The sequence below is a fragment of the Pandoraea apista genome (genome assembly GCF_001465595.2).
GTDB lineage: Bacteria > Pseudomonadota > Gammaproteobacteria > Burkholderiales > Burkholderiaceae > Pandoraea > Pandoraea apista.
In genome coordinates this window covers 4500458-4514347 of the sequence record NZ_CP013481.2, presented here as the reverse complement: position 1 = coordinate 4514347, position 13890 = coordinate 4500458, and the positions used below count along the sequence as shown (strand labels likewise).

Below are 13890 nucleotides of genomic sequence, written 5' to 3'. Positions count from 1 at the left end.
ATCTGTGTCGTGGTCGCCTAGTCCATGAGGCGACGAAACGCCCGATGCGTTTCGTCGTGCGACTCGAAGCCGATGCCGGGCGCCTGCGGCAGGTCGATAAAGCCGTCGGAGATCGTCAGGCCGGAGGGCATTCCCTGGAACGGAGCAAAGGCAAGCGGATTGATTTCCGCGCCGCCGAGACGCAGTCCGGCCACCACATGCAGGCCGAACAAATGCCCGCCGTGCGGCCAAAATGCCGAGCGCGGCCAGCCACGGTGGGTCATCTCCGCCACAATCTCACAGTAATGTGTAAGCCCGTAGCAATGCGTCGGGTCGAACAACAGAATGTCCTGATGCCGCCGCAAGCCGCCATACGCGTCGAGTAACCGAGCCTCCGCCCGTGAGAATAGCGCTTCACCGGCCGCGATCGGGGGGGCATAGCTTGCCGCTACGCGCGAGAGGGTTTTGAAGTCCAGCGGATCGCAGATGTCCTCGAACCACGCCAGCCCGAGCGGCGCCAGCGCATGCGCGGTTCTCATTGCCGAGTCGTGACCGTATGTGTTCATCCCGTCGACGGCGAGGTGTGATGGTCCTGCAAGCTTCGCGACGGCCGTGTCGATGCGCACCAGATCCTGATCGAGGTCGCCGCCGATCTTGATCTTGGCGTGGGTGAGGCCAAGGTCCGTGAAATGGCGAATCTCATCGGCAAGACGGAGGAGATCGTCTTCCGGATAGCGATACCCGCCGCCCGCGTAGACCCTAACCCGGGACGGCGGCGCCTGTCCGGAAAGATGTTCGGAAAGACACCGATACAGCGGTTGTCCGGCGATCTTGGCGGCGGCATCCCAGACAGCCATGTCGAGGGTACCGACTGCAACGCAACGTTCGCCATGCCCGCCGGGCTTCTCGCCCTGCATCATCGCCGACCACGCACGCAATGGATCCAGCCCGTCACCCGTATCGTTAGCGAGTGTTCCTGCGGCGATAAGCCGTGGCGCGAAGCGCTCCCTGATCAGTCCGCCTTGCCCGAAACGGCCGATGGACGCGAAGCCATATCCCACGACCGGCTTTCCCGATCGGATGACATCGGTGACGATAGCGACCAGGCTGGTGGTCAGTCCGCCGGACGGGATGGCGCGATCGGCGTAACGGGAAATCGGGATCGTGAGCTCCCGAACATCGACAATCCGCACAATCTTCTCCTGGTATCCCGGCAGCAACCGCAGGCATTCCGATACGTCGTATCGATTTGCGTCAAGACGTGTGTGACGCGTTCTCGATAGCCTTGACGACGGCGACCATATCCTGCTCGCCGAATCCCATCGACTCCGTTTTTGCGTACAGTGCACGGCAGACTTGCATCAGCGGCATAGCGATGCCCGCAAGACCGGCAGCATTCATCACCAGATCGCTGTTCTTCAGCACATCGGAGATGCTCGCTTGCTTCGTCAGGTCGTTGTCTCGCAGCTTGCCGACCTTGACGCGCGAAACGGCGCTACACATCGGCCCGGCGTCGAGGATTTCCGCGAAACGGTGCATGTCGAGTCCGTGTCCGCTAGCGAAGCGCGCGGCTTCTGCCAGACCGGTGACCATGGTAATCAGAAACGTATTGACCGCCAGCTTCATGCGCAAAGCTCCGGGAACCGGTCCGCACGCAAAGTGTTGCCGGCACATTGGCGCAAGCTGAGCGCCGATGGCGTCGACATCTTCGGGCGCACCCGACAGCATGGCGACAAGCTCGCCTTTTTCCGCCGGAATGCGCGACCCCGACACCGGTGCTTCGACGAATCGTCCGCCTGCGGCGCGAATGTCTTCGGCAAGGGCCTGGGAGTACGCCGGTTCCACGGTCGACAAGTTGACGATGACGTGCCCTTGGACGCGTGTGGAAAACGCCTGCGTTCCGCGCGCGAGCACGGCATCGATGGCTTCGCCGTCCATGAGCATCATCATGACAGTCGCACATCGGGAAAACACGTCGTTCGAGTCCGCCGCAACCTCTGCGCCGGCGGCGGCCAGACGCTCACACTTTTCCGGCGAGCGGTTCCATACGACGAGCGGGGAGCCGGCCTTGCGAAGATTCAACGCCATGGGCGCGCCCATCGTGCCGAGTCCGATAAATCCGATCGGTGCCGTGTCGGTCATGGTTGCCTCCTTCGTCGCTGCGCGGGTTCATTGGCTGAGAACTTTGCGGTCGACTATATGCCAATCCTTTGCTTGGAAATATCGAAAATATCTTAAGTGACACTTCACGAAAACAGATGAATTGATGACGACACGATTCGATGGCGACGCACTGCCGAACTCAAGCCGCCGCCTGACTGCATTTGTCGATGTTCTCGCCCCGGTCGTACGGCGGTGAGCGCTGGCAACGTCAGGCCGGATTTCGGGGGTACAAAACATACCGGTAAAAGGAGTTGTCTTGCTCGGCGCTCGCCAACCCGAAACAATCTTTCCGACGTAGGTATCTCTATCGCGGCGTCCGACATGTTCGGGCGACGCAAGACGGACGGAAAAGGAAGGGGGGAGCAGGCAATGCGCGTATCTTTTTTACACACGCTCGAGAGCAACAAGCGCTTATTCGGGGACACGGCTGAACGTCTTGGTGTCGCGGGGGAAAACCTTCGCCATGAACTCCGGCCAGATCTTCGCGAGGCAGTGCAGCGTGCGGGCACGATGCCGGCGGACGTGAGGGCGGAAGCGAGTCATCGTCTTCTGGCGCTGGCGGCCGAGGCTGACGTGGTCATTCTGACTTGCGCGACGCTTGGCGCGGCAGCCGACGACATCGAATCCCCGCCGGTTCCCATCGTCAGAGCGGACGTTGCGTTGGCGGTCGAGGCGAATCGCATGGGAGGAAAAATCGCGGTGTTGTGCGCTGTCGAGTCCACCATCGAACCGACCCGGCAACTCTTCGAACGGCACGCCACCGACAAGACTACGTCGATTGACGTCATTCTCGTCGAGCGCGCCTGGGCGCTTTTCACCAGCGGCAATGCTAACGACGCGCGCGAATGCTACGCGGTCATCGCCGCTGCCGCAAACGACGCCTTCGATGCCGGAGCGGACGTTGTCGCATACGCGCATCCCTGGATGGCCGCGGCATTGGATCTTGCGGACAAGGACAGGCGACCACTCGACAGTGCCCATGCCGCGTTGCGCACCGCAATGCAAGCGGCGGGCAAGTCGGCGTAGGGACATCAATGCTGCCGGACTGTAACGTGAAGTACTTCAGCGCATCCGGCGAAATTCACGACAAGAGGTTCTCGGTCGCACACTCCGTCACCACCTGCTTGAGTTGCGCCAGAGCGGGGGACATGTCCTGATGTCGTCCATGCAGACACAGTTTTACGGAGGGCAGCGGCGGGAGCCCTTCCTGTGCCCCGAGCCGTCTGAGCGACGACGGAATGCCGGCCCCCGTTCGCAATGTGATACCCAGACCTGCTGCGACGCCGGACCAAAGGCTTTGAAGGCTGGCCGTCGTGTAGGCAAGCCGCCACGAAATATGGGCGCCATCCAGGGCTTCGATGCCTGCGCGCCGGAAGAAACATGGAGGGTGGTATAGCGCCAGATCCAGCGCCTGACCGGGGCGCACGACCGCGTCCGCGTCGGCGGGTCCGATCCACGTCATGGGCAGTGTCGCCAACGGTTCGGCGTCCGGACGGTTCTCGTTGCCCATGACGAGCGCGAGATCGAGTTCACCGCGATCCAGTCGTTCGAGCAGTACGCCGTTTCGCTCGACCGCAACTTCCACGCGGACGACCGGATGCGTTTTCTTGAACCGTCCGAGTGCCGCAGGGAGCCAGGTTTCGGCGAAATCGCCCGGCAGGCCGAAGCGCACCACGCCTTCGATGGAGGCGCCGCGCACGGCCAGAACCGCCTCGTCGTTGAGATCCAGAATCCGGTGTGCGTAGGAAAGGATCATGTCGCCGGCGTCCGTCAATACGAGCCCGCGCCCTTGTCGGCGAAACAGCGGGTGACCGACTTGTTCCTCCAGCTTTCGCATCTGCTGGCTAACCGCCGATTGCGAGCGGCCGATCCGCTCGGCAGCCCGGTTCAGGCTACCGAGTTGTTGGGTTGCCAAGAACGTACGAAGCGCGTCCATATCGAGATTGGGGAGCGGCATCGTTCAGTTTTTCCGCATTAAAGATGTCGAATTATCGCATTCATTGCATGGTTTGTCTGGCTACTATTCAGACAGGCAAAGGATCGAGTCTCGCTTCTTGGGCGCATACGCATCACCCGATCAAGCCTCGTTTCCAAGATGCCATTACGCGTTCACAGAGGAATTCACGGTATGAATAGCCAGACGATTTTCAAGCGCAGCGTGCTCGCCGCAGTCTTGTCGGCGTGTACCTTCATGGCAGCGGCCACGCGCGCCGAGGCCGCCGCGATCGATCCTTCTTTCGTGGGAAGCTGGACGTTGGTCGCGGCCGATGTTCAGCACCCTGACGGCTCGCGTGGCCGGGATTACGGCGCTGCGCCCAAGGGATTGCTGATGATCGATACGCAGGGTCACTATTCGTTGCAGATCTTCAAGGAAGAACGGCCCCGCTTCGCCTCCGGAGACAAGCGTTCGGGAACGCCCGAGGAGTACAAGGAGGCGGTGATGGGGGCTAGCACTCACACTGGCACGATCAGCGTCGATCGGGCGAAGGGCACGCTGACTTTCCACATTCAGAACGCGTCCTTTCCGAATTGGGAGGGAGAGCAACAGAAGCGGAACTTCGAACTCAAGGGCAATGAACTGAGCTATCGCGTAGTGCCGCGACCCAATGGCGATGTGCCGATTTCGATTTGGCAAAGATTGAACTGATCAGGTCGACCTCTGGCGCGCGTCACGCTTTGTCGTTAGCGCTGACGCTAAAGCAGGCTGGACGCGCTTGCCAGTTGGCACGCCACCCCGTTGCGGACGTTCGTGACCTCGGCATCGTCGGCGTCCACCCCCGCGGTTTGCGCGCCGGCCTGACGCCTGAACTCCCGTGGCGACACACCGTACCGGGCACGAAAATCGCGTGAGAAATGTGCGCCGTCGGAAAAGCCGCATTCGAGAGCAATATCCGTAATGCTCCTGCTATCGTGGCGCAACTGCCATCGTCCATAGTCGAGCCGCATCCCGCGAAGAAATGACATCGGCGAAATGCCCAACGCCTCGTGGAATGCCCTCTCAAGCTGTCGCCGCCCAACGTTCACATACCGTGCGATGGCATCGAGCGTGGGCGGATTGTCGATCCGCTGTTCGATGAAATGCGCGGCCTGCCGCACGCGGATGTCGGTAATGTGCGAGAGGTCCGCATAAAAATGCGCCTGCGGCAGCTTCGCCGGCCGGATACCTTGCAGCATCATGTGCCGTACCACTTGCTGTGCCTTCGCCTGACCACAGTGCCGCGTCACGAGATAAAGCCCGAGATCGATCGCCGCGGTCGACCCGGCACAGGTAATCAAATCCCCTTCGTCGACGAACAGATGATCGACCACCGCCTTCGTTTGCGCGAAGCGAGACCGGAAGGCATCCAGCACGTTCCAATGCACACAGACGGTTCGTGAGCCGATCAGCCCCGCCTGTGCCAATGTGAACGTGCCCGTACAAATCCCCAGCATACGCACATGCTTCGAACTGGCGAGCTGAAGCCAATCCCGAAGTGGCGGCGGCAAATAGGTATTCGGGTAGTCGTTCCCGCCGCACATGGCGATGTAATCGAAGGCCGCAGGGTCGTCCGGCAACGCCCCATCGACATTCACCGCAACACCGGCGCTCGACTCGCGCGGCAATCCGTCCATGCTCATCACGCGCCAATGCACGTCGATCTGACGGCTGCGTCCACCGTGATCGGCGGCCAGGCGCAGAACATCGACGAGGCCCGCGAACGCGGCCAGCGTGAATTGGTGTAGCAAGACGAGGCCGATGGATAACTTGGCCTTCGCAATGGGTTCGGCGGTGTCATGCATCGCGTCGCTGCTGTCGTCGCCCATCGGCGAGACGTCCGGCACCAGCAAATGAGGTACCGCGGACGCGTGCTTCTTTTTTTTCGACGTTTCCTGTGCAGTCGTCTTGCCGTATGTATGACGGCTTTGCATGTCGCGGTTATACAAGTTTTTGACCGATGCTTGCAAGCTGGCGACAACCCTTGCTCGCTACGATGCAACTCAGCGATATCCGCGGTACAGCGCGTCAAACGAACCTGAGCGCGACATCTGCGGCGCGCACAAGATGCTCGTAATGCTTGCAAGACTCGGAATGACTGGCCACACCTTCCTTCGGGGGATGACATGAACTTCTGCAGCCGCAACACCTTACGGAAGTCGGTAATCGCGATGGCGATTGCGACAACCGCGTCTATGTCTGCTTTCCAGGCGGCTGCGCAGTCTTCGCGCATAACGGTCGCCATGTACGGCGGTAATTGGGGCGACGCCTTCAAAGCCTGCGTCGCCGAGCCCTTTACCAAGGCAACCGGCATCGCCGTTACGCCCGAGATCGGCACGTCGACGACAACGCTCGCAAAGCTGCAACAGCAAAAAAATTCGCCGACGATCGACGTTGCATGGCTCGACGGTGGCATCAGCGAGCTGGCCTTCGACGCCGGTGTTCTCGATAACCTCGATGCAGCGGGCATTCCGAATCTGAAGAACGTCAATGCGAAGGGTATCTATCGCAATGGCAGCACGACCTATGCAGTGAGTTCCGGCTACTACTCACTCGGTCTGACGTACAGCACGAAGTCGGTCAAGACCCCGCCCACCAGTTGGAAAGACCTTTGGAAACCCGAGTATGCGGGCGCCGTGACCGTGCCGTCGCCGTCGAACTCCGCCGGCGTTCCGTTCGTGGTGTTTCTCGCGCATGTCTGGGGTGTCGATCCCGCCAACCTCGGCCCGGTGTACAGCAAGCTGGCTTCGCTCGACGCATCGCTCTTCTACGATAGTTCGGGCGCGGCGACCAACGCGTTCCAGAGCGGCGAAGCCATCATCGGCGCCCACTTCAACGTTGGCGCATGGGATCTGATCGACAAGGGCGTACCCATCGGATTCGTGGTGCCGAAGGAGGGCGTGTGGGCTACGGATGCTCGCCTGCACCTGGTCAAGGGATCGCGCAACAAGGCGGCAGCGGAGAAGTTCATCAACACGGCGCTCACCCCTGAAGCGTCGTCGTGCCTGGCCTCGAAACTGTATCTCGGCCCGACCGTCGCCGGCGTGAAGGTCTCGCCGGACGTCGCGCGCAAGTTGCCCTGGGGCGCCAATGGATCGGTCGACAGCCTGAAGCTGTTCGACTGGAGCATGATCAACGCGCGTCGCGCCGAGATCACGTCGGCCTGGAATCGTCAGGTGTCTGCAAAGAAGTAAGGAAGGTTGCACCATGACAGCATTGCTATCTCTGCAGGCGGTATCCAAGCGCTTTGGCAGTTATCAGGCGCTTGATCGCATCAGCCTCGACGTGCGACAGGGCGAGTTCATCGCGCTGCTCGGCCCGAGCGGTTGCGGCAAGACAACGCTCCTGCGCGCCATCGCCGGTTTCCAGACGCCCGACAGCGGCCGCATCGCCATCGACGGTGAAGACGTCACGCAACTGCCGCCGTATCGCCGCCCGCTCAACACAGTGTTCCAGCAGTACGCGCTGTTCCCCCACATGCGTGTGATCGAGAACGTCGCCTATGGCCCGCGCCGCCAAGGTGTCGCGCGCGACGAGGCGGCGAAGCGCTCGCGCGACGCTTTGGAGATGGTCGGGCTCGAGAACTTCGGAGCGCGCTATCCCCGGGAACTCTCCGGCGGGCAGCAGCAGCGCGTGGCACTGGCGAGAGCCATCGTCAATCGTCCGAAGTTGCTGCTGCTCGACGAACCGCTCTCCGCGCTCGACATGAAGCTGCGCAAGCGCATGCAACTGGAACTCAAGCATTTGCAGGAGCGGCTTGGCATTGCCTTCGTGTTCGTGACTCATGATCAGGAAGAAGCGATGACGATGGCCGACCGAATCGTCGTGATGAACGCCGGTTGTATTGAACAGGTCGGCACGGGGATCGACATCTATCGCCGGCCGGCGACTCGCTTCGTCACGGAATTCATCGGCGACGCCAACATGATCGCGTTCAACGTCAGCGACGGCGCGCTGCGTCTCGACATGGCGTCGCACGCTCAATGGCCGGTGGCATCGAACACCCCGGCGCGCGGCGTGGCCGTGTTGCGCCCGGAGCAGTTGCATGTGGTGGCCGACGCTGCAAATGGCGCCGCCGCCGGATCGGCATGTTGCATGCGAGGGGTGCTGGCCGACATCGTGGACATCGGAAGTCACGCGTTGCTTTACGCTGACGTCGGTGCGCATCGCATCGTTGCACGCACGACAAGCGGCATCGCGGCGACGCTGCGCACGGGAGCAGACGTGCATCTGGGGTTCGACCCGGCGAACGTCCACCTGATCGGAGATGCGGCATGAACCCGGCCTTGTCGCTTCCCACGCAACACGAGGGAACGCACAGGTGGCGACTGGCGCCCGTCTGGATGATCGGCGTGCCGTTGCTGTTCTTTGCCGCGTTTTTCCTCGCCCCGCTGGCGGTCGTGCTGGTGGCGAGTCTCACCGCAGGCAACACGCTCGGGCTATCGGCATTGACGTTCGCCAACTACGCGAGAGTGCTCGCCGATCACTATCACTGGGATGTCACGCTCGTCACTTTTCGTATTGCGTGCCTCACCACGGTGTTTTGCGTGATCCTCGGCTATCCGCTCGCCTGGTATCTCGTGCGTATCGTCCGCTGGCAGGCGTGGCGCCGCGCCTGCGTGATTCTGCTCGTCGTGCCAATGCTCACGAGCAACATCGTCCGCTCGTTTGGCTGGATGGTGCTGCTGGGACGCAACGGCCTGATCAACGAAGCGCTGTTGGCGACCGGACAGATCGAACGCCCGATTCGTTTTCTCGGCACGGAGACAGGCATTCTCATCGGTATGGTGTACGTGCTGCTGCCGTTCGTTGTGCTGGCGGCCGGTAATTCGCTGGCACGCGTAGACACTTCGCTTGAGCAGGCGTCCGCCGATCTTGGTGCGAAGCCTCACGAGACGTTCTTTCACGTCACGCTGCCCTTGACGATGCCCGGCATCGTGGCGGGCGCGATCATGGTCTTTACGCTCGCGGTCTCCGCGTATGTCACACCGGCACTGCTCTCCGGCGGACGCGTAACGGTGCTCTCGATGCTGATTTTCCAACAATACAGTTCGACGTTCGACGTCCACTACGGTGGTGCGCTCAGCATCGTTTTGCTGGTGTTCACGTTGGCGATGGTGGCCATGGCGGGACGCATCGGCGTGGTGCGGGGAGGTGTCCGATGATTGCGCGCTTTTCCGTCCGTCTGGTGGCATGGGCCGTGCTCGCCTATCTGATGTTGCCGCTCGTGGTGATTCTGGGCAGTTCGCTGACCCATACCGAGTTCCTGGCGTTTCCGCCGCAGGGCATTACGTTGCGCTGGTACCAGCAGATGCTGCACGACCAGAGTTATCTGGCGGCTTTCTCGACAAGCACGACGCTGGCGTTCACGGCCACGGTGCTGTCGCTGTTGCTGACGGTGCCCGCGTCGCTGGTGCTGGCGCGATACGAGTTTCGTGGCAAAGGCACGCTGACGGCGATTCTGATGGCGCCGCTGACACTGCCGCATATCGTGCTCGGCGCGGCGCTGTTGCAGTTCGGTGGCTACTTCGGTCTGACGCGCAGTTTCCTGTCGCTTCTGATCGGCCACACGATTATCGTCGCGCCGTTTGTGTTGCGCTCGGTGCTCTCGATGATGACCCCGGAGCAACGCGCGCTGGAAGAAGCGTCGAGCGATCTGGGGGCAAATCCGTGGACTACGTTCTTCCTCGTCATCCTGCCGCGCATCCGGCCGGGCATCGTGACCGGCTCGATCTTCGCGTTCATTTCGTCATGGATCAACGTCGAGCTTTCGATCTTCAACACGACGGCAGATCTCAACACCATTCCGGTCAAGTTGTTCAATTACGTGCAGTACACGATCGACCCGACGATCGCCGCGGTGTCCGGCGCGACGATTCTGGTAGCCGTTGCGGCGATCGTGATCCTGGATCTCACCATCGGTCTCGACATGTTGTCCGACCGCAGCTAATCCTCAACTGACTCTTCTGGAGCCATTGCTATGCGCAAGCAAGACGCGTTCGACGTCATCTACACTCACACCGAAGGTGAGCCGCTTTGCATCATCCACAGCGGTATTCCCTATCCGGCGGGATCCACCATTCTGGAAAAGCGCGCTTTTCTCGAAGCCAATTACGACTGGTTGCGCATGGCGCTCATGCGTGAGCCGCGCGGCCACCGGGATATGTTCGGGGTGTTCCTTACCCCGCCGTCGAGTCAGGCGTTCGATGCCGGTCTGATCTACATCGACGGCACCGAGTACTCGCACATGTGCGGTCACGGCACTATTGCTGTCGCCATGGCGATGGTCGCTCACGGTTTCGTGCCGCGGGGCCCGAACGGCATTACGCGCATTCGCTTTGAAACGACGGCGGGTCTTGTGGTCGCGGAAGTGGCAACCGAAGGCGACGAAGTCCTGTGGACTCGCTTCGAGAACGTGCCGGCGTATGTTGCGGCGCAAGACGTTCCGGTACATCTGCCGGGCTATGGCGATCTCAAGGCGGACATCGTGTGGGGCGGTAACTACTTCGGTATCGTCGACCTGAACGGTTGCAACCTGAGAATCTCGCCGGAGAACGGCAGCGAACTGTCGCGCCTCGGTGTGTCGGTGCGCGATCAGATCAATGCGAAGATGCGCATCCAGCATCCGACGCAGGCCCATGTGAACAACCTGAACTACGTGACGTTCTGGCATTCGCCGACGATCGAGGGTGCGTTTTACAAGAACGTTCACGTGTTTAGTGCCGGACAGCTCGATCGTTCGCCCGGCGGCACGGGTACCAGCGCGATGATGGCGATGTTCGAAGCTCGGGGCCAACTGAAGATGAACCAGCCGATTTTGACCGAAGGCTTGCTTGGCAGCGGAACGTTTGAAGGTTGCCTGCTCGGTGAAGTGGATCTGAACGGCACACGCGCTGTGCGCCCGACAGTTAAGGGCACTGCCAGCGTTCTGGGTACCGCTCGCTGGATCATCGATCGCAAGGACCCGGTAGGCGCGGGGTTCCTCGTGCGATAAAACCCCTTGGGGGGTAAGGGGGGGTATTGGGGGGTATGGGTGAACGAGTGGAACACCCATACCCTGGTTGTTCATAACGATGCCGTGCCGAAGCATCCCAAGACGCTCGGTAAGGCGTTCGGCGGCGCGTTGCGAAGATCCGACAGGTGAACTCGCACTCGACGCGGTGTCGAGAGGAATATCGTTGGTTATCCTTCGAAATCGATGTGAATTTGGTAAGCTCCCTGTCAACGAGAATTGACCTGTCCGGTAGCGTTGGGCACGAAGAAGGGGAGGCATCATGGCATATACGGACATCCGCATTTCGACCGACGCGATTGAGCCTTCGCTGCGTGACGAATTTTGGCGAGACCTCACACGGCCGTTCTGCGAGACATTGCGCTCCGCGCGCGCAGACGCCGGCCCTCTCGAAGGGACGATGTTGATTCGCCATGTGGCGGGGTTGACGCTGGGCTCGACGAAGTTCAACGCCCAGCGCTACGTGCGAGACAAGCGAACCATTGCGCAGGGTGGACTGGACCACTATCTCATTCATGTGCTGGTAGCGGGCTCGATTCGCGGCAACTTTGCCGGCCGAGATGTCGTGGCCGCGCCGGGCAGTATCTGTGTCATCGATCTCGCGCGAACCTACGAGTGCGACGTCGATGCCGGGGTACGGCTGGCGACGACGGTGCCGCGTGCGGGCATCGAGACGTTGCTGGGCAGCCGAGATCTGCACGGATTTGTGCTCAAGCCCGGGCTGCCTATTACACGACTGCTCGTGGAATACCTGCGCGGCCTGCACGCCGTGTCGGCGGACTTGTCGGCCAGCGAAGACATTGCCGTGCAGGACGCCCTTGTGACCTTATTGACGGCGGGGCTCACCAGCGCGCCCCCGGCACAGGCCGAGCCAAAGTCCGTGCTTGGCAGGGCGTTGCGCGAGCGTCTGCTCGCTTTCATCGAAAACCACCTGGGGCACCCGGAACTCGGGCCGGCGCTTCTCGCGCAGCGCTTTCGTATTTCTCGCGCCCACTTGTATCGTGCATTTGCAGAGGATGGCGGGATCGTCGGCGTGATCCGCAGCCGTCGTCTTAACGCCAGCTATCGCGCTTTGCTCGATCCGAGCAAAGGTACCTGGACGATAGCGAAGATTGCCGCCGATTTTGGCTTTCCCGACGCGGGCAAGTATCGCAAGGCATTTGCGGCGAGCTTCGGCCTGACACCCGAAGACGCGCGAGCACAGGGGCGTTTCGTTGCGCCGCCAATCGACGGGGCTGGCCAACTGTCGACGCATTTCGCTGCCTTTGGGGCGCTTCAGTCTCAGTCGGGACGGTGGCTTTCACCCCGGCATGGTGGTTGAACGACGCCTGACTCGCTTGAGCATGATCGACGAGAGCCGCCGGCGCTGAACGAATATCTCGGATGTGAGCTGCAACATGAGGTTGGGAGTGCCCCTCTCCGGTCTCGCGCGACCGGGTATTGTGCGAGCTTCCAAACGTCGCTTCCAGGCATGCCATGCTCACCGCGCTCGCCATTGACAACTATCGTTCCATCCAATCGCTCGTCATGCCGCTGACACGGCTAAACGTCATCAGTGGCGCCAACGGCAGTGGGAAGTCGAATCTTTATCGCGCGCTGCGGCTGCTGGCGAGTACGGCCAAGGACGGCATCGTTGCGCCGCTCGCGCGCGAGGGCGGACTGAACTCGGTAATGTGGGCGGGCCCGGAGGAGATCAGCGCGCGCATGCAGCGAGGGGAGGTTCCGGTGGAGGGTGGCCTGCGCCGTAAGCGCTCGCGGTTGCGGCTCGGGTTCAGCAGCGACACGTTCGGTTATGCCGTGTGCATGGGATATGTCGGCAACGCCGGCCCGGTTTCTGCCTTCGCACTGGACCCGGAGTTCAAGCGGGAAAGTCTATGGGCAGGGGATTTTCTGCGTCCGGCCAGCACCCTCGTCGACCGGGATGGCGGCGTGGTGCGTCGGAAGTCTGGCAGAGAGTGGGACATTCTCACGAGCAGTCTGCCCCGTTACGAAAGCCTGTTTTCTCATATCGGCAACGACGCCGCTTGCCCGGAGGTATTCACGGTGCGTGAGCGCATGCGCGACTGGCGCTTCTACGATCATTTCCGCACCGACGTCGATGCGCCTGCGCGCATATCCCAAATCGGGACTCGCACCCGTGTTCTGCATCAGGATGGCCACGACCTCGCTGCGGCGTGGCAGACCATTCGTGAGATCGGCGACCCTGCGGCCCTCGACGAAGCGGTTTCCGATGCGTTCCCCGGCGCGCATGTGGAGATCGATGCGCAACCGGGAGGTCTCTTCTCGCTCGCGTTTCATCAACACGGCCTACTGCGTCCCTTGAGCGCGGCGGAGTTGTCCGACGGGACGCTGCGTTATCTGTTGCTGATCGCCGCGTTGCTCACGGCGCGTCCGCCCGAATTGATGGTGCTCAACGAGCCCGAGGCGAGCTTGCACCCGGATCTGATGCCCGCCTTGGCGCGTTTGATCCGACGCGCCGCAAAACACTCGCAGCTTTGGATCGTCTCCCATTCGAATCGGCTCGCGGCTGCGCTGGAAGATGATCCGGAATGCAATGCGATCAAACTCGAGAAGGTATTTTCCGCCACCACGATTCAGGGCCAGCGCGCGCTGGAGCGGCCTGCCTGGCGATGGGCGGACAACGGCAAGTGACATTGAGGGCAGCGCCGCACATTCATCGAAAGTGCAAGTCTGCCGCTGGTTACGCAAAACCGAATGTTGCAGCACGGGCAGGATGCTATCTCCCACCAGCAAAGGAGAT

General features: G+C 61.5%; 13 protein-coding genes. 9 read left to right on the top strand and 4 right to left on the bottom strand.

The features are described from left to right. Positions 1 to 17 precede the first annotated feature (17 nt). Entirely contained in the window at positions 18 to 1172 is a 1155-nt protein-coding gene (locus AT395_RS20310) for an enolase C-terminal domain-like protein (RefSeq protein WP_048628875.1), read from the bottom strand. A gap of 61 nt (positions 1173 to 1233) precedes the next feature. Beyond that, complete coding sequence (locus AT395_RS20305) at positions 1234 to 2121, bottom strand: NAD(P)-dependent oxidoreductase (protein WP_048628845.1); 888 nt, start codon at positions 2119 to 2121, stop codon at positions 1234 to 1236. 390 nt (positions 2122 to 2511) lie between these two features. Between AT395_RS20305 and AT395_RS20300 the strand changes: the two genes are divergently transcribed. Further along, positions 2512 to 3168: a hypothetical protein gene (locus AT395_RS20300; protein WP_042114752.1), complete on the top strand. Its 657-nt coding sequence runs from the start codon at positions 2512 to 2514 to the stop codon at positions 3166 to 3168. Between the two features lie 55 nt (positions 3169 to 3223). Here the strand turns inward: AT395_RS20300 and AT395_RS20295 are convergent, their stop codons facing one another. After that, positions 3224 to 4099 (bottom strand): LysR substrate-binding domain-containing protein, encoded by an 876-nt coding sequence (locus AT395_RS20295; RefSeq protein WP_042114753.1) that lies wholly within the window; start codon positions 4097 to 4099, stop codon positions 3224 to 3226. A 171-nt stretch (positions 4100 to 4270) separates the two neighbouring features. Between AT395_RS20295 and AT395_RS20290 the strand changes: the two genes are divergently transcribed. Further along, positions 4271 to 4789: a lipocalin-like domain-containing protein gene (locus AT395_RS20290; protein WP_048628846.1), complete on the top strand. Its 519-nt coding sequence runs from the start codon at positions 4271 to 4273 to the stop codon at positions 4787 to 4789. Between the two features lie 47 nt (positions 4790 to 4836). Here AT395_RS20290 and AT395_RS20285 read toward each other — a convergent pair whose 3' ends face one another. Then, positions 4837 to 6051: a GlxA family transcriptional regulator gene (locus tag AT395_RS20285; RefSeq protein ID WP_082164771.1), complete on the bottom strand. Its 1215-nt coding sequence runs from the start codon at positions 6049 to 6051 to the stop codon at positions 4837 to 4839. Positions 6052 to 6312: 261 nt separating this feature from the next. Here AT395_RS20285 and AT395_RS20280 point away from each other — a divergent pair, with 261 nt between their 5' ends. The 7 genes from AT395_RS20280 (at position 6313) to AT395_RS20250 (ending at position 13781) form a co-directional block, all read left to right on the top strand. After that, a complete protein-coding gene (locus AT395_RS20280) occupies positions 6313 to 7311 on the top strand; it encodes an ABC transporter substrate-binding protein (protein WP_231606117.1) in 999 nt (332 codons plus the stop codon). A 13-nt stretch (positions 7312 to 7324) separates the two neighbouring features. Next, positions 7325 to 8395, top strand: a complete 1071-nt coding sequence (locus tag AT395_RS20275; protein WP_048628848.1) for an ABC transporter ATP-binding protein — start codon at positions 7325 to 7327, stop codon at positions 8393 to 8395. Beyond that, positions 8392 to 9282, top strand: a complete 891-nt coding sequence (locus AT395_RS20270; RefSeq protein WP_048628849.1) for an ABC transporter permease — start codon at positions 8392 to 8394, stop codon at positions 9280 to 9282. The genes AT395_RS20275 and AT395_RS20270 overlap by 4 nt, the downstream gene beginning before the upstream one ends. Next, positions 9279 to 10067 (top strand): ABC transporter permease, encoded by a 789-nt coding sequence (locus tag AT395_RS20265; RefSeq protein ID WP_048628850.1) that lies wholly within the window; start codon positions 9279 to 9281, stop codon positions 10065 to 10067. Before AT395_RS20270 ends, AT395_RS20265 begins: the two co-directional genes overlap by 4 nt. A 30-nt stretch (positions 10068 to 10097) precedes the next feature. Further along, on the top strand, positions 10098 to 11111 hold the full coding sequence (locus tag AT395_RS20260; protein WP_042114758.1) for a proline racemase family protein: 1014 nt from the start codon (positions 10098 to 10100) through the stop codon (positions 11109 to 11111). A 280-nt stretch (positions 11112 to 11391) separates the two neighbouring features. Further along, the gene (locus AT395_RS20255; protein ID WP_048628851.1) at positions 11392 to 12450 is read left to right on the top strand and encodes an AraC-like ligand-binding domain-containing protein; all 1059 of its coding nucleotides are present in this window, start codon (positions 11392 to 11394) and stop codon (positions 12448 to 12450) included. A 155-nt stretch (positions 12451 to 12605) separates the two neighbouring features. Beyond that, the gene (locus AT395_RS20250; RefSeq protein WP_048628852.1) at positions 12606 to 13781 is read left to right on the top strand and encodes an AAA family ATPase; all 1176 of its coding nucleotides are present in this window, start codon (positions 12606 to 12608) and stop codon (positions 13779 to 13781) included. The last annotated feature ends 109 nt before the right edge of the window (positions 13782 to 13890 follow it).

Excerpts from the sequence above, each read along its gene's own strand:
- AT395_RS20305 (WP_048628845.1), bottom strand. The coding sequence starts at position 2,121 with ATGACCGACACGGCACCGATCGGATTTATCGGACTCGGCACGATGGGC.
- AT395_RS20300 (WP_042114752.1), top strand. The coding sequence starts at position 2,512 with ATGCGCGTATCTTTTTTACACACGCTCGAGAGCAACAAGCGCTTATTC.
- AT395_RS20295 (WP_042114753.1), bottom strand. The coding sequence starts at position 4,099 with ATGCCGCTCCCCAATCTCGATATGGACGCGCTTCGTACGTTCTTGGCA.
- AT395_RS20290 (WP_048628846.1), top strand. The coding sequence starts at position 4,271 with ATGAATAGCCAGACGATTTTCAAGCGCAGCGTGCTCGCCGCAGTCTTG.
- AT395_RS20285 (WP_082164771.1), bottom strand. The coding sequence starts at position 6,051 with ATGCAAAGCCGTCATACATACGGCAAGACGACTGCACAGGAAACGTCG.
- AT395_RS20280 (WP_231606117.1), top strand. The coding sequence starts at position 6,313 with ATGTCTGCTTTCCAGGCGGCTGCGCAGTCTTCGCGCATAACGGTCGCC.
- AT395_RS20275 (WP_048628848.1), top strand. The coding sequence starts at position 7,325 with ATGACAGCATTGCTATCTCTGCAGGCGGTATCCAAGCGCTTTGGCAGT.
- AT395_RS20270 (WP_048628849.1), top strand. The coding sequence starts at position 8,392 with ATGAACCCGGCCTTGTCGCTTCCCACGCAACACGAGGGAACGCACAGG.
- AT395_RS20265 (WP_048628850.1), top strand. The coding sequence starts at position 9,279 with ATGATTGCGCGCTTTTCCGTCCGTCTGGTGGCATGGGCCGTGCTCGCC.
- AT395_RS20260 (WP_042114758.1), top strand. The coding sequence starts at position 10,098 with ATGCGCAAGCAAGACGCGTTCGACGTCATCTACACTCACACCGAAGGT.
- AT395_RS20255 (WP_048628851.1), top strand. The coding sequence starts at position 11,392 with ATGGCATATACGGACATCCGCATTTCGACCGACGCGATTGAGCCTTCG.
- AT395_RS20250 (WP_048628852.1), top strand. The coding sequence starts at position 12,606 with ATGCTCACCGCGCTCGCCATTGACAACTATCGTTCCATCCAATCGCTC.